At 38.6% G+C, this 24,201-nt stretch carries 26 protein-coding genes; 13 read left to right on the forward strand and 13 right to left on the reverse strand.

The window, feature by feature from the left end:
• Nucleotides 1-20 precede the first annotated feature (20 nt).
• The 6 genes from CEF18_RS19610 to CEF18_RS19635 all read right to left on the reverse strand — a co-directional run bounded on the left by CEF18_RS19610 (nt 21) and on the right by CEF18_RS19635 (nt 6,012).
• A complete protein-coding gene (locus CEF18_RS19610) occupies nt 21-215 on the reverse strand; it encodes a hypothetical protein (RefSeq protein ID WP_110938196.1) in 195 nt (64 codons plus the stop codon).
• Entirely contained in the window at nt 208-744 is a 537-nt protein-coding gene (locus CEF18_RS19615; RefSeq protein ID WP_110938197.1) for a Rieske 2Fe-2S domain-containing protein, read from the reverse strand. The genes CEF18_RS19610 and CEF18_RS19615 overlap by 8 nt, the downstream gene beginning before the upstream one ends.
• 17 nt (nt 745-761) lie before the next feature.
• On the reverse strand, nt 762-1,304 hold the full coding sequence (locus tag CEF18_RS19620) for a 4Fe-4S dicluster domain-containing protein (protein WP_110938198.1): 543 nt from the start codon (nt 1,302-1,304) through the stop codon (nt 762-764).
• Between the two features lie 180 nt (nt 1,305-1,484).
• Nucleotides 1,485-3,608, reverse strand: coding sequence for a formate dehydrogenase subunit alpha (fdhF, locus tag CEF18_RS19625; RefSeq protein ID WP_110938199.1), 2,124 nt, complete (start codon nt 3,606-3,608; stop codon nt 1,485-1,487).
• The gene (locus tag CEF18_RS19630) at nt 3,601-4,752 is read right to left on the reverse strand and encodes an MFS transporter (RefSeq protein ID WP_110938200.1); all 1,152 of its coding nucleotides are present in this window, start codon (nt 4,750-4,752) and stop codon (nt 3,601-3,603) included. Before CEF18_RS19630 ends, fdhF begins: the two co-directional genes overlap by 8 nt.
• A 174-nt stretch (nt 4,753-4,926) precedes the next feature.
• On the reverse strand, nt 4,927-6,012 hold the full coding sequence (locus tag CEF18_RS19635; RefSeq protein ID WP_110938201.1) for a TIGR04053 family radical SAM/SPASM domain-containing protein: 1,086 nt from the start codon (nt 6,010-6,012) through the stop codon (nt 4,927-4,929).
• A 196-nt stretch (nt 6,013-6,208) separates the two neighbouring features.
• On the opposite strand from CEF18_RS19635, the gene CEF18_RS19640 reads away from it, so the two are divergent.
• The 3 genes from CEF18_RS19640 (at nt 6,209) to CEF18_RS19650 (ending at nt 7,276) form a co-directional block, all read left to right on the forward strand.
• Entirely contained in the window at nt 6,209-6,391 is a 183-nt protein-coding gene (locus CEF18_RS19640) for a hypothetical protein (protein ID WP_110938202.1), read from the forward strand.
• Nucleotides 6,388-6,933, forward strand: coding sequence for a Crp/Fnr family transcriptional regulator (locus CEF18_RS19645; protein WP_110938203.1), 546 nt, complete (start codon nt 6,388-6,390; stop codon nt 6,931-6,933). The genes CEF18_RS19640 and CEF18_RS19645 overlap by 4 nt, the downstream gene beginning before the upstream one ends.
• A gap of 94 nt (nt 6,934-7,027) precedes the next feature.
• Nucleotides 7,028-7,276 carry a hypothetical protein gene (locus CEF18_RS19650; RefSeq protein WP_110938204.1) on the forward strand — a complete coding sequence of 83 codons (249 nt, stop codon included), beginning with the start codon at nt 7,028-7,030 and terminating at the stop codon, nt 7,274-7,276.
• A 15-nt stretch (nt 7,277-7,291) separates the two neighbouring features.
• Here CEF18_RS19650 and CEF18_RS19655 read toward each other — a convergent pair whose 3' ends face one another.
• The 3 genes from CEF18_RS19655 to CEF18_RS19665 are packed head-to-tail and all read right to left on the reverse strand — an operon-like array spanning nt 7,292 to nt 11,262.
• Nucleotides 7,292-8,410, reverse strand: coding sequence for a GerAB/ArcD/ProY family transporter (locus tag CEF18_RS19655; protein ID WP_110938205.1), 1,119 nt, complete (start codon nt 8,408-8,410; stop codon nt 7,292-7,294).
• Between the two features lie 21 nt (nt 8,411-8,431).
• Complete coding sequence (locus tag CEF18_RS19660) at nt 8,432-9,634, reverse strand: Ger(x)C family spore germination protein (protein WP_110938206.1); 1,203 nt, start codon at nt 9,632-9,634, stop codon at nt 8,432-8,434.
• Nucleotides 9,634-11,262, reverse strand: coding sequence for a spore germination protein (locus tag CEF18_RS19665; RefSeq protein ID WP_183040943.1), 1,629 nt, complete (start codon nt 11,260-11,262; stop codon nt 9,634-9,636). The genes CEF18_RS19660 and CEF18_RS19665 overlap by 1 nt, the downstream gene beginning before the upstream one ends.
• Nucleotides 11,263-11,554: 292 nt before the next feature.
• On the opposite strand from CEF18_RS19665, the gene CEF18_RS19670 reads away from it, so the two are divergent.
• Entirely contained in the window at nt 11,555-11,980 is a 426-nt protein-coding gene (locus tag CEF18_RS19670) for a hypothetical protein (RefSeq protein WP_110938208.1), read from the forward strand.
• Between the two features lie 101 nt (nt 11,981-12,081).
• On the opposite strand, the gene CEF18_RS19675 is transcribed toward CEF18_RS19670, so the two are convergent.
• Nucleotides 12,082-13,548, reverse strand: a complete 1,467-nt coding sequence (locus tag CEF18_RS19675; RefSeq protein ID WP_190238707.1) for a methyl-accepting chemotaxis protein — start codon at nt 13,546-13,548, stop codon at nt 12,082-12,084.
• Between the two features lie 270 nt (nt 13,549-13,818).
• Here CEF18_RS19675 and CEF18_RS26105 point away from each other — a divergent pair, with 270 nt between their 5' ends.
• From CEF18_RS26105 to CEF18_RS26625, 3 genes are all read left to right on the forward strand, one after another.
• Nucleotides 13,819-16,068 carry a hypothetical protein gene (locus CEF18_RS26105; protein WP_223292406.1) on the forward strand — a complete coding sequence of 750 codons (2,250 nt, stop codon included), beginning with the start codon at nt 13,819-13,821 and terminating at the stop codon, nt 16,066-16,068.
• Entirely contained in the window at nt 16,034-16,438 is a 405-nt protein-coding gene (locus CEF18_RS26620) for a PH domain-containing protein (RefSeq protein ID WP_223292407.1), read from the forward strand. Before CEF18_RS26105 ends, CEF18_RS26620 begins: the two co-directional genes overlap by 35 nt.
• Before the next feature lie 98 nt (nt 16,439-16,536).
• Complete coding sequence (locus tag CEF18_RS26625; protein WP_223292408.1) at nt 16,537-16,992, forward strand: hypothetical protein; 456 nt, start codon at nt 16,537-16,539, stop codon at nt 16,990-16,992.
• Nucleotides 16,993-17,034: 42 nt separating this feature from the next.
• Here CEF18_RS26625 and rnz read toward each other — a convergent pair whose 3' ends face one another.
• Entirely contained in the window at nt 17,035-17,958 is a 924-nt protein-coding gene (gene rnz / locus CEF18_RS19685) for a ribonuclease Z (RefSeq protein WP_110938210.1), read from the reverse strand.
• 177 nt (nt 17,959-18,135) lie between these two features.
• On the opposite strand from rnz, the gene CEF18_RS19690 reads away from it, so the two are divergent.
• The gene (locus CEF18_RS19690) at nt 18,136-19,053 is read left to right on the forward strand and encodes an aldo/keto reductase (RefSeq protein ID WP_110938211.1); all 918 of its coding nucleotides are present in this window, start codon (nt 18,136-18,138) and stop codon (nt 19,051-19,053) included.
• Between the two features lie 142 nt (nt 19,054-19,195).
• On the opposite strand, the gene CEF18_RS19695 is transcribed toward CEF18_RS19690, so the two are convergent.
• Nucleotides 19,196-19,918, reverse strand: coding sequence for a DUF421 domain-containing protein (locus CEF18_RS19695; protein ID WP_110938212.1), 723 nt, complete (start codon nt 19,916-19,918; stop codon nt 19,196-19,198).
• 159 nt (nt 19,919-20,077) lie between these two features.
• On the opposite strand from CEF18_RS19695, the gene CEF18_RS19700 reads away from it, so the two are divergent.
• The 3 genes from CEF18_RS19700 (at nt 20,078) to CEF18_RS19710 (ending at nt 22,121) form a co-directional block, all read left to right on the forward strand.
• The gene (locus CEF18_RS19700) at nt 20,078-20,656 is read left to right on the forward strand and encodes a TetR/AcrR family transcriptional regulator (RefSeq protein ID WP_110938213.1); all 579 of its coding nucleotides are present in this window, start codon (nt 20,078-20,080) and stop codon (nt 20,654-20,656) included.
• 269 nt (nt 20,657-20,925) lie between these two features.
• Nucleotides 20,926-21,867, forward strand: a complete 942-nt coding sequence (locus CEF18_RS19705) for an NAD-dependent epimerase/dehydratase family protein (RefSeq protein ID WP_110938214.1) — start codon at nt 20,926-20,928, stop codon at nt 21,865-21,867.
• Nucleotides 21,840-22,121, forward strand: a complete 282-nt coding sequence (locus CEF18_RS19710) for a hypothetical protein (RefSeq protein WP_110938215.1) — start codon at nt 21,840-21,842, stop codon at nt 22,119-22,121. The genes CEF18_RS19705 and CEF18_RS19710 overlap by 28 nt, the downstream gene beginning before the upstream one ends.
• On the opposite strand, the gene CEF18_RS19715 is transcribed toward CEF18_RS19710, so the two are convergent.
• The gene (locus CEF18_RS19715; RefSeq protein ID WP_110938216.1) at nt 22,116-22,598 is read right to left on the reverse strand and encodes a glutathione peroxidase; all 483 of its coding nucleotides are present in this window, start codon (nt 22,596-22,598) and stop codon (nt 22,116-22,118) included. The two genes, CEF18_RS19710 and CEF18_RS19715, sit on opposite strands and share 6 nt — an antisense overlap.
• A 217-nt stretch (nt 22,599-22,815) precedes the next feature.
• Here CEF18_RS19715 and CEF18_RS19720 point away from each other — a divergent pair, with 217 nt between their 5' ends.
• Nucleotides 22,816-23,706, forward strand: a complete 891-nt coding sequence (locus CEF18_RS19720) for a DMT family transporter (RefSeq protein WP_110938217.1) — start codon at nt 22,816-22,818, stop codon at nt 23,704-23,706.
• 91 nt (nt 23,707-23,797) lie between these two features.
• The gene (locus CEF18_RS19725) at nt 23,798-24,169 is read left to right on the forward strand and encodes a YisL family protein (protein WP_110938218.1); all 372 of its coding nucleotides are present in this window, start codon (nt 23,798-23,800) and stop codon (nt 24,167-24,169) included.
• Nucleotides 24,170-24,201: the final 32 nt, after the last annotated feature.

Genomic DNA, 24,201 nt, shown 5'->3' on the forward strand with positions numbered 1-24,201 from the left:
ACCACCTCATCTAGGTAATTTTATTGACTGTACTCAAGCCTTCGCCATTTTAAAAAAGCGATGAGTGCAATGAATGAGGACAAGAGTGCAACGATCGAAAACTGATAAAGTTTTTCAAACTCATGTCCTAAATAGGATTCAATCGCCCATTGCAACATGACGACATTTAACGCGACGGTCAAAAAGATAATTGCCCAGCAAATTTTTTTACCCATGGCGGTACCTCCTGTCGACTGCATACACAATACCATTGGTAACTTCCGTTTCAATTAGGGGCAATTCGCGCTGCGGCGGGCCAGCAAGCGGTTGACCATTATTAAGTTCGAAATACCCTTTATGACAAGGGCAGAGAAGAACCTCCTCTTCTTTTTCATAAAACACGGGACACATCAAGTGTGTACAGGCGCTGTTATATGCTTTTAGTTCTCCGGATTTTGTATGAACTAGAAGGGCCGGGTCATGGTCAGTTGGATAGTTAAAAGTTATAGATGAACCTTTAGGAAGCTCTGAAAGTTTCACAATTCCCACTCTGTTTTCTTTATCTTCAAAGTCACCAATCATCGCATGCACGGAAAAAGGAATGGTTGCTAAGCCAAGTGCGACCGACGCCCCCGCAGTAGCTTTTAAAAAGGCACGTCGGTTTAAATCTAAATCTTCTTTTCTGTTAACGTTATTTACAAGATTAACCAATTCATCATTACTACCTGTCTGATTCCTTTTAGATTTTCGGTTATTATCTTTCATCAGGCTCACTCCAATCTTTAGTCAGAATACACCCCGAAGAATTCAGGAACATATTTCCACTTATCCTGTTCTGTAGGTTTTTTCCCTTCGACTAAGTTCATTTGTGTACGTCTTCTTCGCAAAGACTGCATCTCGTCAAAATCAATGAAACGAATGGCGTCACTTGGGCAAACAGAAGCACACATCGGTGCTATATCGTGTTTTGATCTGTCATAACACATGTCGCATTTATACATTTTGTTTTCTTCGAAATCGAATTTAGGAATACCGAATGGACATCCAAATGTACAGTTACGACAACCAATACATTTTTCATCCGATGCCGATAGTACAACCCCTTCTTCGGTAATTTGAATCGCATTAGCAGGGCAAACTCTGGCACATGCAGGGTCTTTGCATTGCATACACATCATCGGAAACGTTTGTCTGCTTTCCATAAAGTCAACATGCTCCACAAAGTTTCGTTCTTTTGCATCGTGGTCACCGCATTCACGACAGGCGGCTTGACAGGCTCTGCAGCCGATACATCTTTCAAATTCTAGGTACATAATCTTATTCATAGGACGACCTCCTTATTTTTTTAGAGATAAGAATTTATAAAATTAGCAGCTATCTTTACGCCACACGCATCAAGGGAAGTTCGCCCTCCTTTCGGGTAGCACCTACACGCACTTCGTAGGTGCTACTCGGGGTGGCTTTAAAGATCACACTGTATTTAATAAAAGACGCTACGCGTTTTTCTAAAGTTTCTCGATTTTAGCGGAACAAACTTTGAATTCCGGCATTCTTGAAATCGGATCTAAGCTTGGGTTTGTTAATTTATTAACAGAAAGTTCTTTACCCCAGTGATAAGGAACAAAGACGATATCGTTTCGGGTTGCTTTCGTTAGCTTCACTTCAAGTTCCATCGAACTTCGAGGCGTTGAAAGTTTAATCATTTCTCCATCTCTCATGTTGTATTGACTTGCAAGTTCCGGATGCATTTCTGCATAAGGAACTGGACACTGTTCCATTAGAAAATCAATTCTTCTCGTTTGATTACCAGATAAGTAGTGATAGACAACTCGACCTGTAGTAAGTCTCAGTGGAAATTCCTTCGTCGGAATTTCTCCGGGTTCTTTCCAGGCAACAGCCGGCAGGTTTGCTTTTCCGTCAGGGGTACTAAACTTGTCTTTGAAAATCGTCGGTGTTCCAGGATGGTCCTCTGATGGACAAGGCCAGAATACGCCATCTTCTTTATCGATTCTTTCATACGTGATGCCGGAGTAGTCAGCTTTTCCACCTTTAGTAGCAATTCTGAATTCCTCAAAGATTTCTCGAGGATTTTTATAATTAAAATGCTTTCCTTTTCCTAAACGTTTGGCAATCTCACCGAAGATTTCCCAGTCTGGTTTTGACTCATGAAGAGGCTCGATAGCCTTACGGATTCTGATAACGCGACCTTCTAAATTCGTAGTAGTTCCTTCATCTTCTGCCCAAGTGGTTGTTGGTAACACCACGTCAGCAAATTCCGCTGTTTCGGAAAGGAAAAAGTCATTAACAACTAGAAAATCAAGTTTCTTAAATGCTTCCCACGCATACTCCACATTGGGCGAAGAGACAGCTGGGTTACTGCAAATAACATGCATCGCTTTGATTGTACCGTTATGAATCTCGTCAAACATTTCATAGGCAGATACACCTGGTTTAGGCATTTCTTCAGGTTCGATCCCCCAAACTTTTGATATATATTTTACAGCTTCAGGATCGGTTAATTTTCGATATCCTGGAAGGAGGTCTGATTTCTGACCATGTTCCCGGCCGCCTTGACCATTCCCTTGACCGGTAAATGTTGCAACTCCAGAAGCAAACTTGCCAATTTGTCCTCTTAGAAGTGCCAAAGCGGAATAAAGAGTGACATTGTCTACTCCTTTGGATTGCTGCTCGACACCGCGAGCAAACATGACGACTGATCGAGGTGATTGCCCAAATATGTGAGCTGCTTTAATAATTTTTTCTTTATCTACGCCTGTTAAAGAAGCGGTGTGATCTGGTGTAAAGGCTTCAACAGAAGCTTTTAATTCCTCGTAGTTATTACATCTTTCGTCAACATATTCTTGATCAACATATCCTTCTTTGATAATAAGATGAAGCAGTCCGTTTGCTAAAGCCGAGTCCGTTCCTGGTTTGAGGTCAAGGTGAACATCGGCAATTCGTGCAGTTGGTGTTTCGCGCGGATCAACGACAATCATCTTTGCCCCTTTATCTCTTGCTTTCCAAAACATTTGGATGCTGGTAGGATGACACTCGGCAGTGTTGGAGCCGGCAATTAAAAAGCAATCACTATGCTCAAGCTCTGTCCATGGAAGCGTTGAACCACGATCTAAACCAAACGTTTGGTTAAATCCACCTGCAGCGGAACTCATACAAAAACGACCGTTATAATCGATGAAACGTGTACCTAGAGCGACTCGAGCATACTTTCCGACTAAATAACATTTTTCATTGGTCATCGATACACCACCGAAAACAGATAGAGAGTCTTTGCCGTGTTTTTCTTGCAGTTCAGTAAACTTTCTTTCAATAAGGGAAAGAGCTTCATCCCAACTGCTTTCGATAAACTCACCATTCTTTTTAATAAGAGGGCGTTTGATTCTGTCAGGGTGATCAATTTGCTGATACGCGGTAACTCCTTTTGGGCAAAGTTTTCCTAATGTAACAGGCCAATCATATCTTGGTTCAACCCCTTTAATTTCTCCGGTTCTTTCAGAAACTCTTATGTGCATGCCGCATTGCATGCCGCAGTAGCTGCAATGAGTAGTGATTAGCTTTTCGCCGTCACGTTGAAGATTTTTGACTCCGGGTTTTGAAATAAATTCACTCATGATTTTTGTCTCCTTTGTCTTTCTTCTCGTAATAGGAATCTGCTCTATGCTTGCCAAAACCAGGGACCTGAACATCGGTCATCGTTTGGATGGGGGCGTATGGATTCTTATGCTGGGACTCTAGATTCATTTGTTTCATCACGCGCATACGTCGTCTGCAGGCTGGACAATAATCAGAAAGATACGTGCCGTCACTTAACTGTAAATCAAAGCTTTGTGCTCCTAGAATTTCTTTCACATCTGCAATCTGGTCATCGTTACTATATAGAGTTTCGCATCTTTTACATGCTCTCGTATCGACTTGCAAATGCTCTTGATAGTTCATCGGCACCGCTGTTGTCATTGGTCGAATTGGTAAGTGAAACAGTTTGCCGAATGGAAAGTAAACTAAAAACAGTACAACGGTAATTTGGTGGATGAGACTCAAGTAATTATGCATCCAACCGTCTAAAACAGCATAGGACAACGTGAGTACTAGGCCAGTCACCGTTACTGTAAGTAAGATATAAAGTGGAACTAAATCAAACTCGGTTCGTTGCGTCACTTTCACATCCGGACTGGTTGTTCTGCGGATGAGGGCCATGAGAACGCCGATTAATACCATCATGGCAGTAATGTTTAAACCGTTATAAACCATTTCTGCAAACAATCCGTGTGCAGCCATCGTAATAGTTGGAACGCCCATTACGATAATTTGATATGTTTCCGGGTCAATAAGGCTGAAGTGCATCCATCCAAACGTTAAACCAAAGGTAATTGCAAACGATCCAATACAGCCCCAAGCGATTAACCAATGCGTGACACCTCGATAAATGCCTCGTTTAAAAATAAATTTTTGAAGAATGATATTATCAATAGCTGTTTTAATGATGGAACTTATGTTTCGTTTTTTACGTTCTCTATTTCTGAGATTGGAAAAACTTCTTTTTAACATCTGATGTGTAGCTGGTCTCAATGACCAGGAAACCATTCTTAGTGTGATTCCAATTGCAAATACCAAGGAACCAATCAAGTATCCAAATAACATCATATCTACATGGACAAATTGCCCTGTCCCTAGCCACATAGAAAGAATTAATATCATTACTACGAAAAACGAATACATACTTGCTTTTGAATAAAAGGATCTTTCAAGCTTCTGCATCCTCTCACTCCTCTCTCTTCATCTATAAGCATTGTAAAACGGATACAAAAGAATAACTGTGAGATTTATCACACCACTCGTGAACAATTAGTGAACAAACAGAAAAAGTGCCGCGGTAATCAGCTAACTGGAGCGGAAAAAACCGAAATGGACACATCCATTCCGGCTTCAAAATTATTTTACTTGTAAGGAACCAGGTTCATATATACATGAGGGATCACTTTCCAGATAATCTCCTGTGACTGCGAATGCTCTTGCTCTTGAGCCACCACATATTTCTTTGAATTCACAACGCCCGCACTTTCCTTTTAACAAACTTTTATTACGTAATTCTTTCATTACTTTGGAATGACGGTAGACATCAGCTAATGGCTCTTCGCGGACGTTCCCACATTTTACAGGAAGGAATCCACTAGGAAAGACGTCGCCTGTGTGACTAATGAATAAAAAACCGTCCCCGTCATTTACTCCTTTAGGCGCACGTCCGATTTTATCAACGTGTAACGCTGCTCTTTCATTTCCTTTGTTCTTTTTTTGTGCAACAACTCTTCTGTAATGAGGTGCCTCGGTAGATTTAATTCCAAATGGTACATGGGATTGAAGGTCCGCGGCCCATTCCATCACTTCTTCATGCTCTTTTGGTGTGATCATCTGATCGCTGTTTGCTCGTCCTGTTGGGATTAAGAAGAACAAACTCCAAAGAACAGCGCCGATCTCCTCCACTTTTTTTGCGATTGCTTTTAAATCTTCTAAGTTGCTAGTCGAGACGGTTGTGTTTATTTGGATGGGGATCTCTAATTGTTGTAAGTGTTTGATACCTTTCATCGTTAAATCAAAAGATCCTTTTGTTCCTCTAAAGAAATCATGTATTTCGGAATTAGATCCATCCAAGCTAAACGCCCATCTTGATAAACCGACGTCTTTTGCCTTTTCTATTGCTAGCCTAGTGACTTTAGGAGTAGCACTTGGCGTCATGGAAACAGACAAGTTTTTTTCATTTACTGCGTAATCAGCAAGCTGAAAGAGATCAGGTCTCATTAACGGATCCCCGCCAGTGAAAACAAATAGTGGATTATCCATTTCAGCGATTTGATCGATAAGTTTTTTTCCTTCGTCAAAAGTTAGTTGATTTGGGTCTGCACGGTATTGAGCTTCGGCACGGCAATGCAGGCATTTCAGTGCACAGGCTCTTGTAACCTCCCAAATAACAATAAATGGATTTTCATCGTAATTAGGAGCGGGTTGGTTGATATTTTTCATGATTAGTCCTCCTCTTGAAAATACAAGGTGGGGAGGGAGGGTATTGAAAAGACTCCGTACCTACCTTTTCTATAACCATACTCCTTACAATAGTGACTAGCTGTTAGTTTTATCACACTTACGGTGATTTTTATCACAGTGATTAAATTTCCTCTATGTATAATAAAGATAACTTAAATGCGCGGAGGGATAAGTTATGAAAAAACGAGTGGAATTAACTAAAAACAGAAAACTTTTTCACCATACTCACTTTTTCACGGAAAGCAGTTTAAGGACGATTGAAGCGGCGATGCGTCAGGTATCTGCAAAGGCTACTCAAATGATATTTACAAAAGAGGATCTAGTAGAGAATCTGTTTTTATTAAAAGTGGAGAAGTGAAACTATATAAAGTGACGAAAGAGGGGAAAGAATTCGTACTAACTATCTTGAGTTCCGGAGATATGTTTGGAGAAGCTATCAGCTTTACATCAAATTATTATGCAGCTGACGCGAAGGCTCTTACTGATTGTGAAATCGGTATTATAAATCATAAAAAGTTAAGGCCTCTTTTACACCAAGATGCTGTTCTAGCCATGGAGTTTTTGAGATGGAGTTCACTCATGGAACGGACAACGAATGCTAAACTACGAGACCTTACTCATCATGGGAAAAAGGGGGCAATATGTTCCACTTTAATACGGTTAGCCAATTCCTATGGAGAAAAAAAAGATTCCTCTATCTTGATTACGAAAAAAATAAAGAATGGGGAATTAGGTCATTACATTGGCTCTTCTCGAGAAAGTGTTAATCGTATGTTGGCTGATCTAAAAAAGGATAGAGTGATTTCGCAGGAAGGAGGTTATTTGGAAATCCATGACCTAGATTACCTTAAACTTGCATGCGATTGTGAAGAGTGTCCGATAGGGGTCTGTCGTATGTGAGCAAACAAGAATAACCGGAACATTAATATTTCACACGTTATGAGGCAAAATAAAGGGAACCTCAATTCAGTCAGCTAAGGAGAGAGAACCCCATATGTCGAAATTACTTCTTATTTTTCTTCTCTATTTTGCCGCGATGTCTGCTTTACTCGTTTGCTTGGATTTAATCGTAGGAATGCCACTAAGTGTAAGTGTTGATACAGTGTTGACCCCTTTTGAAGTGACGGCCCCAGGGGAATTAGCTATCCTTATCGTATTGGCACTCATAGCAGTAGCAGTACCTATCAAACATTACTTTGCAGCTTTTATGAAAAAAGACAGAGATGAGACAAATAAGAATTAAAAACAAAGTTAACCGCTAGTTCTTGCTTTTATCTTTTTGGTTACCGGAGACTTTATTTTTGATAACCGTGATTACTAATAATAGCAATGGAATATAGACTTGAAAGGGCATATGAATATATTTTGGAACGATTTCCAGACCTTCCCGTAAATGCTCAGAAATATTTTCCGCAATTGATACGGAACTAATTAAGACAATAATACAAATTGGCATAAGTAACTTTTGGTATTTATCGACTTTAAATAAAATCGAAGTACCAAGTACTCCGGCATAAATAAAAATCGCGATTTTAAAAAACATTCCCACTATTAACGAAATTACCGCTAAAGCATCTAGTCTTTCCAAAAATTCACCGATTCGAATCTTGCTAATTGCAGAAAGTAGTGGAAAAGTCGCACGATCGACAATATCGATTCCTAAGACAGCAATATTCATCATCGTCGCAAATATAATTAATGCCCCACTGAAAACTAAGCCGATAAGGCCTACTTTTAAAACAGCTTTTCTATTATTTAAGTAGGGTAGTATCATTGTAAATACAATCATTTCCCCAAAAGGAAAGGTGAGTACTCTTGGGAAAGCTGCACTGACTACGGGCATCCAGCCTTCTCCTAGTATAGGGAGGAAGTTTTCTAGTTCAACTTCGCCTGACATCAGAAACAAGAAGTTTACAACAAAACCAATAAACATTAATAAAAGAAGGTAAAATTCCCCGGTCCGTGATAATACTTCAAAACCTAGGGAGATAACATAGACAATTGTCAGAACCATTAACAAACTGATAATAAACAAAGGTGTTTCAGGAAAAATCGCTGTTACTAAGAGATCACCAAAATCCCTCAATACTCTTGTGCCGATGTACAGGAAATAGAGACTATACAGAAACCCAATAAACCACCCTAAATGCTTGCCTAATATTTTTGGAAGGTATTCCGTTAATGACAATTCAGGAAATTGGTGATATAGATAGCTGTAGATAAGGAACAAGACTACGCCTCCACTTAAACCAAGCAAGATCGCAAGCCATGCATCTTGCTTTGCTGCAACTCCAGGACTAATAACAATCGCACTTCCTAATTGAAGAAGAACAATCAAAGTAAAAAACTGAAAAGGAGTTATTTTTATTTTTTCCACTTAGACAGCTCCTTCTTGTAATTACTTTTTTTGATGTTGAAATGAATTTATCTTCATACCGGTTAAGCGAATGTGAGCTTGAACGTGAATAGTGATATCGAGATCAGCAAACATTTCAGACCAGTTACTCTCGTATTTTTTCCAAGAGTCTGGATGTTGACGGTAGACGACATCCCCAAATCCAAAAATATCGACTTGTTTTTCCTGAGCAGTACTTATTGCACTTTCTATCGTTTTTTTTATTTCATCTGCAAGAAGCTTCTCTGTGTCAAGGATTGCTTGGGGATCTGAGAAATCCTTGCCACAGTTCACTTCTCCTAGACTTCCTTCTTGTTGAATCGTAATCTGAATGGAAGGCTTGTCGTTTTTTATCATTGATTGAATGTTCGCATTTGATTTCAAGGTTTCAATTGCTATAGCATCAGGATCCCCGTTACATTCCACGTTATCTATCGTACTTCTGATCCGCCCCAACACCCAAGTCACTCCTTTTGATTCCTCCTCATTTAGCCAATCTATTAACTTTTCATCTTTAAACACGGCCGTTCCATTTATTTCCAAAATTCCATTAGGTTTTGATTGTTGGATATTTTCTTTTTTTTGACCGGCCTCTTTATCACCACTTATTTGAATACCACTCACGATTAATTCTTTTCCTTTACTGGTTAAGGCACTTGTCACATCATCAATGTCCATCACAATGTTTTCTCCCGAAATTTTCTCTAAGTTTTCCATTTTGGTTGTGATTTTTTCTGCGGTTACTCTTTCAACTGGAGATTGAACCATTAAAATACTTTTAGCATCAGTACCCTTTGAAATCATCACTTGTGCATTCGTTCGTAGTTCATTATCTCGACCAAACAAATCAAGCGTCTTTAAAAGCCCGCCCTCTTTAGCAAATTGTTCATTTATGACAACTAAATTCAAATGAGGGGGGAAGATGGGCTTAGGCACGTTTTTGGTCGCCTTTCTAGCTGCTTCAAATATTGTTTTGCCGCTCGATGAAAAGACGGATGTAGGCGATGCACCTCTCGAAGCGCCTTGCTGGCCAGTTACTTCGCTAGCATTAATCACTTGAAAGGATACATTTATATCACCGTTATCCAACTTGTCTATTCCAATTGCCGATACAATGGATAGATCTTTAAGTTCTACGGCACTCCAACAGCCGGATAAGATAAGAAATGTAGATAATGATAAAACGAAAGCTATCCATTTAGGCATTATTTTGTATCCCCCGTTTCACTCGGTTGGGTTGCATTCAAACCTTTTTCTGTGTCAAGGGGATTGTTTTCATTAGACAGGATAGATTTCTTTTTCCTACTCCATAAAGGGAAACGAAATAACCCGTCTTTTTGATCCTCTGGGATAAATGGTGCAAAGGGAGCTAAATAAGGAGTGCCAAATGATCGTAAACTTGCTAAATGAGCAATTAGAACGATTAGACCTAACGTAACACCGTATAATCCCATTGTTGCAGCTAAAATCATCATTCCAAATCTAAGAATCCTTGCAGATACTGCGAGATTATAAGCAGGGGTTGTAAAACTAGCAATGGCCGTGCCTGCGACAACGATAACCATTGCTGCAGACACAATACCTGCTTCAACAGCAGCTTGACCGATTACCAGTGCCCCAACGATGGATACGGCCTGTCCAATCGCACGCGGCATGCGAAGCCCTGCTTCTCTTAATATTTCAAACGTAACTTCCATAATAAAAGCTTCAATGAATGCAGGGAAAGGAATCCCTTCTCTTTGAGCTGCTAAGGTAATAACTAATGTCGTTGGGATTAGATCTTGGTGAAACATAAGCAGAGCAATAAATAACGATGGACCTAGTAAAGCTAAGGTAAAGGCTATATATCTTAAAATACGTATAAGTGAAGATATCTCTGGTCTTTGATAATAATCCTCTGCTGATTTGAAGAACTGTGAAAATGTGACTGGTGCAATAAGTACAAATGGAGTTCCATCGACAATAACTGCTATCCTTCCTTCTGCGAGAGAGTTTGCCACGACATCCGGGCGTTCTGTAGAGAGCATCGTTGGAAAAAGAGTGAATGCTTTGTCCTGTATTAATTCTTCTACACTAGCTGAACTTAATATTTCATCAACATCTATTTTATTCAGTCTATCTCTAACTTCCTGGACTACCTTTGCATTGGCGATTCCCTTCATGTAAGTAATGGCAACGTTCGTTTGACTGACTTTTCCTAATTGAATGACTTCAAACTTCATTTTAGGACTTTTAATTCTTCGTCGAATTAACGATATATTTATGGACATAGACTCGATGAAGCCATCTTTCGGACCTCGAATAGCTATTTCAGCAGTTGGTTCTTCCACGGAACGCCATTCTCCACCGATTGTGGCACATATAAATGCTTGATCAATACCATCGATAAATAAAATAGACTTGCCGGATAAAAGGGCATGAATCGTTTTATCTGATTCCGTTTCTAAGGTGACTTCATTCACTGTCAGAATTTGTTTTTCAATTTTCTGCAATAATGACGATTTAGAGGATACTAGCTTTTCTTTCAATTTATCATCAAGTAATGTCTTTAGGATGAATTGACCAACCTGCTGTTTGTCGACTAATCCATTGATAGAAAAAACGACACCTTTTATCAATGGGTCACTACTCAGTACTAATTCATGTTCAATTAAGTCACTCGTTTCTCCCACGATGTCTTTAATTATTTTCTTGTTTTGGTCCAGACTTTTTTTGAAATAATTATTTCCGGCTTCTAGTCCTTCGTTTAAGAGTAATTGAGAGGGTTTTTTTTTGCCATTTTGTTCAGAAGGACTAGATATTTGTTGTGTCTTTTTGCTATTTTTCAGTCGCATGAAATCACCTATATCTTGTGCCATTTTTAACAAGTGCCAAAGTCAAATATATTCAGAGTTACAAAAAATATTTTTCTCTGTTTCGCACCATATTATACAGGGAAGTGAAAATATAGGGTATATGAGCTAGGTTAAATTGAAACCTTTTATGTAGCTAACTCGTCTTACATAATAGAATATATTTCGCTATAAAAAAACAATACAGCGCGACATTAGACTAATAGAGTGAACAATTTTAAGTAAAGCAAAAAGATATAACATCCCAAGATGAAGTGGTCAGGAGGAGGCTTTCATGAAATACTATCTGCTGTTTATTACTTTAGTTGTACTAACTTTAATAGGGTGTTCCGAGGAGGAACAAGACAACACTGTAACTCTTCAAGGAGATTCTAATAATTGGCAAGGAGAGTTGTATGTAGAGCAGCTGTCTTCGGAAGAACATCTAAATGAAAGAGCCGAAGCAACACTAACTTATCTAGGGGATCACGCTGATGACGTTCATACTATAAAGCTGACGACGTACACGAACTGGCAGGAAAGAGGAGCCTTGGAAAGAAGGATTGATGGATTATCTTCGGAGGGTGATATTACTAATATTTACGGTAACTATGGGTTTTGGTATGTTAACGACCAAGGCTTTGAAACAATGATTGATATCGAATGGATGGAAGATGATGATGAAAAACGAGAACGGATTGGTTTTGAATCTATTGAATAATGTATATCTTCGGGTCATAATTTGAAAAAAAACACCTCACTTAGATTTGAGATCCTAAGGAAGTGTGTTTTTAAAATCACTATGCCTGTATTTTGTTAAATCTAAACAAGGCTTTTAGCGAGTGATTCTGTCTCTTTCATCGTAACGCCAATCTTTTGATTTTGAACATTTAAATTTTCGATTGCAGCACTGACTTCCTCTAAGCTTGCCGATGCCTCTTGAATAATCGCAGCTAGCTCATTTGTTGATTCCTCAACTTGAGAAGAATTATCTTTGACTGAATCCGCTAAGCTCTCGAAACTGGAAAAACGATCTTGTAACGAGCGTAAATAAGTTGTTAGCCTAGTAAAAGAATCATTAACTTGATCAGTTTTACCTAAGTTATCTGTGACCATCTTACTGTTAACATTCATTTTATCTAAGGCAGAATGATTAGTTTGATTCACATCTTGAAGGTTATTGGTGATCTTTTCCGCTGTTTTATTGGTCATTTCAGCGAGCTTTCTAATTTCATTAGCGACTACAGCAAACCCTTTTCCGGCTTCTCCTGCACGGGCAGCTTCAATGGATGCATTTAAGGCAAGTAAATTTGTTTGTTCACTGACATTGATGATGTCTTGAGAAAATGTATTTGTTTCGTTAATTTTACTCGAAAGGGAACGGAATTCTTCACTTAACTCATCCACTTGTTTTTGAGTATCATTCATAGTTTCTGAAAGGTTTTGTGAAAGCTCATTACCAGAAGCAGATATAGCTGAAGCTTCTTCAAAATCATTTTTTAATAACCTCGTTTGCTCTAACATTTCTACCACTTGATTAAGGCTATTGTGTGAATGCTGAGAAATACCAGCTATTTGTTCGCTTTGAACGGTACTTCCTGTTGCAACCTCTGAAACAGCACTAGCAATTTCTGTTTGGGAGTGAATATTTTCTTGGACATTTTTATTGACGGCAGTGAACTGAAGGGTCATATCGTTCACATTTGCTTCCAATCTTTTTTGCACTTCTTCCTTCTGTGCGGATTCTTTCTCCGCTGCAATTAACATGGCTTCAATTCGACTCATTTGTTGAGTACTGATATAAATTAATACGATTGAAAGAAGCCCTGATAATACATATAATATCGCCGTTACAGCGAAATTATCCTGAAGTAAAGTAGCATCTGCAAGAGAATGATACGTGTTACGGTATATTCCGAATATACCTAGAACAAATCCAATAATAAAAATATTTCTGGACATATAAACAGTTGACAGGAGTAACAGGAAGAAGAAAATGAGTGTAATCGCCAAACCGCCGTCAAATATCAATATGGATACGATTGTGAATAGATATACAACAGGCAGAAACACGTAAGCGAAGATAGTTTCTTTTTTAAATAAATATTTAATCACAACATAGATTCCTATTAAAGTAGTGATTTGAAATCCATAATATATGCTTTTTTCTGTTTCGGAAGTGACAAGACTTAATAGAAGTCCCATAAATAACGAGATTGAAAAGGTAACCAGAGTGAGCATATTTTTCTTTTTTATATCCTGTAATTTCAATTGGTCGAATGCATTCAATGTAATACCTCCATTATGATTTTTCATTTTTCTAAGGTAAGTAAACCCTGTCTACTATTATAGACTTTTTTTCTTATTGTGAGAACAGGGTAGTGGGTAAAAAGTATTACTGTGTGAAAAAGTCCTACTTATTTTATTGAATTGACTGTTTTTTTGTTCTCTAAAGAGAAAGTTAAGCTATAATAAGTAATGGTTGTTTTTGTCTAGAAGAACAGGTTTTCGTAAACAAACTATTAAGTGGATTCACTAATTATAAAGCTAGGTATGCTTATGAAAAAAATGATTGTATTTTTGTTGCTCCTGGGGTTGCTGCTGGCGTTGCCTGCAATCGTGTGGTTTGCAAAATCGAATGAGAACTTACAGGTAGCAATTATTAATAAAACGGCTCCTTCAGAGGAATACCGGGAGCATCATGGTCTAATATGGCTTTTAAACCATTACCAATATGAGCAATCATCTGGAGAGAAATACAATGCTAACAATGACTACTACGGATTTTCACCTGATGAAACGACTAAAACATATGACATAAAATCAATTCCAGATTCTTTAGACGGGGTTGATTTGATATACGTTGCTGATACATACGGTGTATATGAAGAAGATTTACCATGGACGGTTGAAGATAATGGAGAAGATGAAGAAGCACCGTCGTTAATTGACGGGGGACTTGAAATGGAAGAATGGCAAACAGTGAAGGAACAAGTGATCAACGGAGGTTCAGACTTAGTGGTTGAATTTAATTCATTTGCTTCACCGACGACAGAAAGAGTGCAAGAGGATGTGACTGATTTTCTTGGACTAAACTGGAGTGGGTGGACAGGAAGACACTTCTTGGAACTAAGTAAATCAGGAGATGAAATACCTTCATGGATTACTTCACGTTATGAAGATTCGAGTCGGATTTGGGACTATGAAGGCGGTGGATTTGTTCTCGTCAATGATGTAACCGGTGAGATTGTCGTTTTATCCGAAGAACTAGGAGAAGTAGAAACTGATGGGATCAGTGTTGAGTTTACGGAGCAAGGAAGTGAGATGTTTTCACTCAAGGATAGTCCTTCGTATAATTATTGGTTCGATATTTCAGAAGCGAAGTCGGATGATACTATTCTAGCAAATTATAGATGGGATTTAGGAGAAATAGGCTCGGAGAAACTTAGAGAACACGGAATTCCGGAAGAATTTCCTGCCGTTTTTCATAATAAGACAAAGGCTTCTAATGTCTTTTATTTTGCAGGGGATTTTGTGGATATCGCTGAAGTACCACGTTTTCACCAGTACGAAGGATATGCAGCCTTTCGCTCGTTGCTTTCGTTTGAATCTTTCTCTCCGGAAACAAGCTTTTTTTGGAAGACCTATCGACCAATGATGACACGTATATTTGAAATGGCAAGTAAGGGTAATGTTCAAACGGATAATTATGCCTCAAACCAGTTGGTGATGGCAGAAACAAAGGATGTATTGTATCCCTCAAAAATCAATGGTGATGAGTTTGAAGTTTACCAGGACGGAGAATGGCAGTCATTTACCGTTAAAGGGGTTAATATGGGGATGGCAAAGCCGGGGACATCACCTGGACAAGCTGCAATAACGAAAGAAGAGTATGAGCGTTGGTTTGACTATATCGGGGATATGAATGCAAATGCTTTAAGGGTATACACTCTTCATCCACCAGCATTTTATGAGGCGCTCCATAGCTACAATGAGAGTGCGGATGAACCGCTTTATTTATTTCATGGAGTTTGGATTGACGAAGAACCTTTGGAAGAGCATCGAGATGCTTATAGACCGGAAATAGTGGAGAGTTTTCAAGAAGAAATGACAAGGGTTGTCGATGTAATCCATGGAAATGCAACGATAGAACCCGAGCGAGGACATGCTTCAGGGATTTATCATACGGATGTTTCCCAATATGTTATTGGGTGGATTATCGGGATTGAATGGTTCCCGAAAATGGTAGAAAATATGAACGAGGAATATGCGAACTTAGGTGAGTATGACGGAACTTATGTATACACGGAAGATGCAAATTCAATGGAGCACTGGCTTGCGGAGCAGCTAGACGTGTTGACGAAGTATGAAATCAGTACTTATCAGCAAATGCGGCCTTTAAGTTTTACGAACTGGGTCACAACCGATAATATCGAGCAACCGGCTGAACCGAGTGAGGATGAGGACTTGGTTAGTGTCGATCCAAACCATCTAAAACCAAAAGGCAATGTAGAGGAGGCAGGGATTTTTGCTTCGTACCATGTGTATCCATATTATCCGGACTTTTTGAATTTGGAAGAAAAGTATGTTGAATATATTGATCACCGTGGTGAGGCGAATAATTACGCTGGATATCTTAATGATTTGAACGCCTCTCACGAACTGCCAATTCTCATTGCTGAGTTTGGTATTCCAGCTTCAAGAGGTAAAACCCACGAAAATCCATTCGGCTGGAATCAGGGTTTTATTTCTGAACAAGAACAGGGAGAAATCGTTGCCCGGTGGTTTAGTATTTACTTGGCAGGATGAGTGGTTCAAACGCACGTGGAATACAATGGAGTATGATAACGAAGATACTCGTGCCTTTTGGTCAAATGCACAGACGAACGAGCAACACTTTGGGCTTCTAAGTTTTGACCGTTATAAGGTAAGCGTCAATGGGACTGATGATTGGGAAGATGGTCAAGTAATATATGAAAAAGAATCGGGACCGATGAATTCTGTAACGATGGACCATGATGAACGCTATGTTTATTTGAAAACGAAAATAGAAGACATGGATGAAACATTTTGGGAAAGAAATAGTCTTCAATACCATTTTAGTGTCCGGGAAAACGAAGGAATTCCTGTTACGGTAAAGATGGATGATTCGCGGAAATTCTATCCGATTTTCGTTTAACTATTGAAAACAAAGAAGCAGCTCGTATAGAGGTTGCCGGGGATTACGACAGTTTCTTCTATGAGTATAAGGATTTTACTGATGATACCATCGAAGAAATGGATAGTACATTTCATCCAATTCGCTTAGCATTAAATAAAGAAGAGCTGTTTCGACCGGATACCGAGGAAGTTATACCGTTTGATTCCTATGAAACAGGAGAACTTCGTTTTGGAATTGCTGATCCCGATCATGAAGATTATGATTCTCTCGCTGATTACTTCTACTCAGAAGAAACAGGGATATTAGAGATACGGATACCTTGGATGCTATTGAATGCAAGAGAACCTAGTAAAAAAGAGTTTATTGGAGACTTACGGGAAAATGGCAACGAAGCATCTATGACGATTGAAGGGATAGATATAGTCGTAAACGTGTTAGACGAGGAAGAAAAGCTCGCAGACGGATTCGAATCAGAATCAATTGCCCGTTATACTTGGGAAAACTGGGACCTACCGAAATATGAAGAACGATTGAAGCAATCTTATTACATCCTTCAAGCAGCATTCGAATAAGAAGAGCAGCACCTGCATGCACGTAGGTGCTGCTTTATAAGTTTAATCTGGAACATCGAATGTGGCAAAGTCTTCTGCAATCACTGTGTTAGTGAAAACAGTCTGTGCTTCTGCAAGTAAACCTTGGACATCGTCCGCTTGATATCGAGAACTCAAGTGGTTAAGAATTAATTGTGTTACCCTAGCCTCTTTTGCTACGTTAGCTGCTTGGATGGTCGTTGAGTGAAAGTATTCTTTGGCCAGTAATTCCTTATCGGCTGCAAATGTTGCTTCGTGAACTAATGTATTTGCATCCTCGGCTAACATCGCAGCATTTTCTGATAACCGCGTATCTCCTAAAATCGTGACGATTTTTCCTTTTTTAGCTGGTCCCGTAAAGTCTCTCCCATCGAATTTACGACCATCGGAAAGTTCAATATCCTGACCGTCTTTTAATTGCTGTAAAATTGGCCCTTTAGGAATATCCGCCTTTATTACTTTAGACATGAGTAATGGCCCTGGCAAATCCTTTTGTTGGATCCTGTATCCGAAAGAAGGAACACCGTGATCCAACTTTGCAGTTGTAACCTCCCAGTTTTCGTCCTTGAACAATTTCCCATCTCCGGAGATTTCAATCACTTCAAGTTCATAAAGTAAATATGTTTGACTACTAGTCAACGATATCTCTATGAATTCTTTGATACCCGTTGGTCCATATATCTTAAGAGGACTTTCTGCTCCTTGAAAGGATCTGCTCGCTAATAATCCAGGCAAGCCGTAAATATGGTCTCCATGGCAATGAGTGATAAAAATTTTCTCTATTTTTCTTGTTTTTATTGGCGTGTGTAAAATTTGATGTTGGGTTGCTTCCCCACAATCAAACAACCAAATCGAGCCCTGTTTATTCATAAGGTGCAAAGCTAATGACGAAACATTTCGATGCTTCGCTGGAACTCCAGCGCCGGTTCCTAAAAAAGTCATTTTCATGATGATCCCCCGATTTAGTGAAAGCATATAAGATTATTTTAAACATTAACGTGTTAATTATCAATATAGGGGTAAACAAAGAAGGGAGCTCGTGGAAGTGGTTACATAAAATGAGTTTTCAATATGTTTTGGATAAATAGAAATAATAGAATGGAAACTAAGAAAAGAGGTGTCCTTATGAAAAATATTAGATTAGGTAATAGTAGCTTAGAAGTAGGAGAAATTTCTTTAGGTTGTATGAGGATGGACCAGCTTTCAAAGACTGATGCGGAGGAAGTAATTCAAAATGCGATGGAGCTTGGTGTGAATCTTTTTGATCATGCGGATATTTATGGTGGCGGGAAATCCGAAGAAGTTTTTGCTGATGCAATCGGAATGAATTCATCGGTTCGAGAAAAAATGATTTTACAGACAAAAGCCGGGATTCGTGATGGATTATTTGATTTTTCCAAGGAACATATTTTGGAATCCGTAGACGGTAGTTTAAAACGTTTGAAGACAGACTATATCGATGTTTTACTTCTTCATCGTCCTGATGCATTAATGGAGCCGGAAGAAGTTGCCGAAGCTTTTACAGTCTTGAAGAAAAGTGGTAAAGTACGAAATTTCGGGGTGAGTAACCAAAACCCGATGCAAATCGAACTATTGAAAAAGTATGTGAATGAAGATTTAATAGCAAACCAGTTACAGCTTAGTCTTATGCATACTCCGATGATTGACGCTGGATTAAATGTGAATATGCAAAATGATGCTTCTATAAATAGAGACAGTGCCATACTTGAGTACAGTCGCATAAATGATATGACAGTCCAAGCCTGGTCTCCATTTCAGTATGGAATGATAAAAGGCGTATTTGTTGGCAATAATGATTTCCCGGAAGTGAATGCAAAGCTTCAGGAACTTGCTGAGAAAAAGGGAGTTACTGATTCTGCGATTGCAATTGCTTGGATTCTTCGGCATCCAGCAAAAATTCAGCCAGTTGTTGGCACAATGAATCCTGATCGATTAAAGGATATATCCAAAGCTTCTGATGTGGAATTAACGAAGAGAGAATGGTATGAACTCTATCTTGCGGCAGGAAATAAGCTGCCATAAAACTCTATCATACCAGGCCGCTATGAGTTTGCTCTAGCGGTTTTTTAGAGATTACTTTTTTATAGAACAGAGTTACTCGAATTCGCTCTAGGGCAGATGCTTTCCGCGAAAACTCTGTTATTTTTCCCTTTACGATAGTAGCCTAATTTTTAATGGGTGGGACGATCACTTCTTCGTGTTCAACTTTCATAGAAAGCTGGAGTTCTTTCTGCTGATTAATCGAACCAAAGAACACATCCCTTAAGTCAATACCCCGGGAAGTTAACTGTTTGTGCAACCATATTTCATTTAAATTCAAAAACTTTAGCACATCTGCGTAGACGGAACCTTCGATAATTACAGGAATAGTAAAGGAAGAAATCTTAGTTATTCCCATATCTTCTAATGTGACGGTGTTCTTTTCTGCTTTTTTCAACACACTCATCGATCCCGAGGCCTCTATTAACGCTGTTTCCACTTCACTTATATCAAAAATATCTTTTTCCCGAAGCATTTGCAGGATATTATCGATGGAATAGCTTACCCTTTTTAAATTGTCTGGTATGAGCTTCCCATCTTGTACAACGACAGTCGGTTGAAACGTAATTAATTTCCCGAATTTCCGATGTGAAATTTTCCACTTACCAACTAATTTTTGCATACCTCCAATTGCTACGATAGCAACTGCTGTTGGCAAGTGATTGACGCTTGGATCTGCAATGTCAGCTCCGACCACGGAGCCAAGTGTAACAATGATAAGAAAATCAAATACTGGGATTTCTCCAATGGCGCGTTTTCCTACAAACATAATGACGATCAGTAATAACGGTAATATAGTTATAATTCTTGCCAAAACGATAATAATTTCCTTTAGAATGTCCACTATTAATAAGGCCTCATTTCATAGAATCACAGAATAGTTATTATCATTTTCACCAAATAAATGGATTGCATACAAAAAAATATTAAAAATGTCGCTTGTTTAATGGGAATGATGGATGTATACTTTAGTTATTAACCAACGGTCAATTAAAGGGGAAAATCTATGTCACCACGAAGACCTGCATCACAAGATCTTACTCTCGAGATGATCTTGCAAGCCGCACAAAATCAATTTCTTGAAAACGATTATAGTCATGTCTCCATGAGAAGTATTGCTAAAGAATTGGGATGTAGTCACGGAGCGTTATACCACCATTTCAAAAATAAAGCAGAATTATTTTATGCTATTGTGGAGCAAGACTTTAGAAAGCTTGATTTGTTAACAAATCAAACACTTTTAGAGGATGGAACGAAGAAAAAGAAGCTTTCATTGATTTTTCTTCGATTTATTCAGTTCGGCCTAGACAATCAAAGTAGCTATGAAATCATGTTTATGTACCGAAGTGAGGAAGTCAACAGTTTAGCAAAGGAAGTCGCGTATCTAAGTTATAAGAACTTTGCCGACACAGTTGGTTCATTGTGTGAGGGTCACATCCGAATAAAAGATATTTGGTCGACATTTTTATCATTGCACGGCTTTGTATCACATTATTGTGGCTATCCAAGAGTCGATAGTTTCGCTGATGTGAAGGAAGTAGCAGAAGCTCATGTTGAATTCTTATTAAAAATATATGAATCATAAAGTAGATAAGTATTGTATACCAATAACGGTACTTATTTAAGAAAAACACAAAGTGTCTTTTATTAAATACAGCGTCAGCTTCCGCCGCCCCGAGTAGCACCTACGTAGTGCGTGTAGGTGCTACTCGAAAGGAGGATGGGTTTCCCTTGATACTTGCGGCGAGAAGGTAGCTGCTAATTTTATAAATTCTTTTAATAAAAGGCGCTACGCGTATTTCTTATTTGAAATAAATTGACCATTGGTTAGTTAATGATAGAGGAGGATGAAAAATGAAAAAGGCATTGGTATTAGGTGCGTCGGGAAGCATGGGAACAGTATTAGTCAAAGAGCTAGCATCTCGAAGGATTGAAGTGATTGCTTTTGCCAGAGGGAGAGAAAAACTCGAGGTTCTGTTTAGAGACGAACCACTAGTAACAATATGTAAAGGAGATGTTTTGAAACAGGAAGAACTTGCTGAAGCCGCAAAGGGTGTTGACGTGATTTTTCAGTCAGTAAATATTCCGTATCAGGAATGGAAAGAGAAATTGCCTCTGATTACAAAAAACGTTATTTTAACAGCGGAAAACTGTTCGGCGAAGCTAGCAGTTGTCGATAACATTTACGCATATGGGAGACAACCTAATATAAAAGTGACAGAAGAGACGAATAAAAAGCCGCATACAAAAAAAGGAAAACTGCGCCTGGATATGGAAACAGAATATATGAATAGTAGTGTGCCAACAATGATTGTTCATTTTCCAGATTTTTATGGTCCACACGCTGAGGGGACATTACTCGATCAAACGATTTCCAAAGTAGCAGATAATAAATCGGGAATATATATAGGGCATCAAAAGCTTCCGAGAGAATTTATTTATACGCCAGATGGTGCAAAAGCGATGGTGGAATTGACATTACGTGAATCCAGTTATAATCAGCAGTGGAATATTCCCGCCACACATCCTGTCACTGGACAGAAACTAATACAAATACTACGTGAAATAACGGGTTATAAAAAGTCTGTTTCAACAGTTGGAAAACCAATGATTCAATTTCTAGGACTATTTCAACCATTAATGAAGGAAATGGTTGAAATGATGTACTTGAACCAAGAACCAGTAATTTTGTCGGGCGAAAAATATAGAAATAATATCGGTAATATTCCACGAACCTCTTACGAACAAGGACTTAAAGAGACTTTGGAATGGAAAAGAAACAGGAACATTCTCTAGAAGTAGCCGAAAAAGCGAAATTGGAGACCTCAGTAGGAGAATCAAAAGGGCACCTGAAACAGGAGAATTTGACTTTTTCAGTGCCCAAATCAATGGCTGAAGACCCAGCAGGTACGAGCATTACTTCACGAGTAATCTTCGAGTTGGCTCGGCTAATGTTGACCGCGGGAAACAATAGCCGAGAGCGGATTCGAATACCTCTGACCCAAATAAAGAAACCATCTCTTAAAAATAGTCTTATCCAATTTTTATAAGCCTAGCAATTCATCGATCTCCGTTTCAATTTTAATAGGTGAAGTTTGAGGAGAATAACGTTTAACAACATTCCCTTGCTGGTCAACAAGAAATTTAGTGAAATTCCACTTAATTTCTGAACTTAACATGCCTTTTTGCTCCGCCTTTAAATGTTTGTATAAAGGATGAGCATCTTTACCGTTTACATTTATTTTCTTAAACAAAGGAAAAGTTACCCCGAAATTTATCTCGCATGCTTCTTCCATCTTATCATCTTCCACAGGCTCTTGATTCATAAATTGGTTCGATGGAAATCCTAGTACAGAAACCCCCTGATCTTTATACTTTTGATGCAGTGCCTCCAATTCTTTAAACTGAGGAGCCAACCCGCATTTTGTTGCCGTATTAACGATGACTAGAACGTTTCCTTTATAAGGCTCTAAAGAGATTTCATCTCCATTTGGTTTTTGAACAGATAGATCATGGATCTTGGTCATATTCATTCCTCCTCTTAGTAGTAAGTTAAGTTTAGGAAAAACAGAAGGTTACCGCAAAGAATATGACTCCAAGTTCCTAACAAAATCTAAGTAGAATTTGTGCTAAGATGAATTAGGGTTTAAGAGGCATACTCCATGAATCTTCTAAGAGATTTCTCATGACATATTACATCGAACCAGCAAAGGAGAGAGATATATTTTTTATTCTTACATTCTAATGATTATTGTCGTTATTATTTTCGCCGGAAATATTCTTATAGGCAAGGCGATAAATGACCTACCACCGTTTACCATTGCTTTTTTTCGGTTACTTATTGCTTTTTTAATCGTCTTCCCATTGGGATGGCGCCGGGCGTGGGAAAACAGGGCTATCTTTCTTGAGTATAAAAAGCCCTTCCTATTGATGACACTGGCAGGTGTAACCTTTTTTAATACGTTTATCTATGGGGCATTGCAGTTTACTACCTCATCTAATGTAGCTATTCTGGAAACAGTGATTCCTGCTCTGACAGTGGTATTGAGTGCACTTATCCTCAAAGAAAAACTTATGCGAATCCAGTGGTTTGGAGTCTGTTTATCACTTCTGGGTGCCATTTGGGTAGTGATGGATGGTAGAATCTTTTCTTTGCTCTCCATGGATTGGAACCCTGGGGATGCAATTATGATCGGTGCCATCATATCTTGGTCCGTTTATTCTATTATGGTAAAAAAATATATGCATCTTTTCCCAGCATTTGCGGCTCTTCTTGTGATGACGGGGATTTCTGTCATCGTTTTGTTACCAATTGTTTTGGTGGAATGGTTGATAACTGGAATTCCGTCCTTCGACCAGCCGAACCTGATACTTGGTCTCTTGTATTTGGGGATTTTCCCGTCTTTAATAGCTTTAGTCCTTTTTAATAGGGCGGTAGCTATGTTGGGGGCATCTCAAGCGTCTATGTTTTTAAATTTCCTTCCAGTTGTGACCATTATAGGGGCTTATTTCTGGTTAGGTGAAAATATTAGTATGATGCAAATACTTGGTGCTATTATTGTTATTGCGGGTGTTACGATAACGACGCAAATGGGGAAACAACATACTCGAAAGACTCTAAAAGAAAATTACTAAGGGAATATACTTTCTAATGAGATAATTTCGTTTTACAATAGAGTATGGTAGTAAAATGAATGAAAATAGAAAACTTAGAGGAGGAAAATGAATGTTTTACACAACACACACCCACATTTTCACTTGGGTAGTAGCGTTAATTTTATTTCTCGTCGCCGTATATCTTTTTAAAGCGGGCAACGCGAAAGCGTCAAAAATAGTTCATATGTCATTACGATTGTTCTATGTATTTATTATTATTACAGGTGCGATATTATTTATCGAATTCTCTGCAAACAATGCAGCACTCTATGGGGTGAAATTCATAGTTGGTTTATTAGTTATAGGATTTTCAGAGATGGTACTAGTTCGTATGAAAAAAAGCAAAAGTATTACTGGAGTGGTCATAGGTTTAATAGTTACCTTATTAATTACCCTTTACTTAGGGTTCAGATTGCCGATCGGTTTTAATTTCTTTGGATAATCGGTACCACGGAAGAGCTGTCTTCATTTGAC

The organism is Salipaludibacillus neizhouensis (assembly GCF_002886185.1).
Classification (GTDB): Bacteria; Bacillota; Bacilli; order Bacillales; family Salisediminibacteriaceae; genus Salipaludibacillus; species Salipaludibacillus neizhouensis.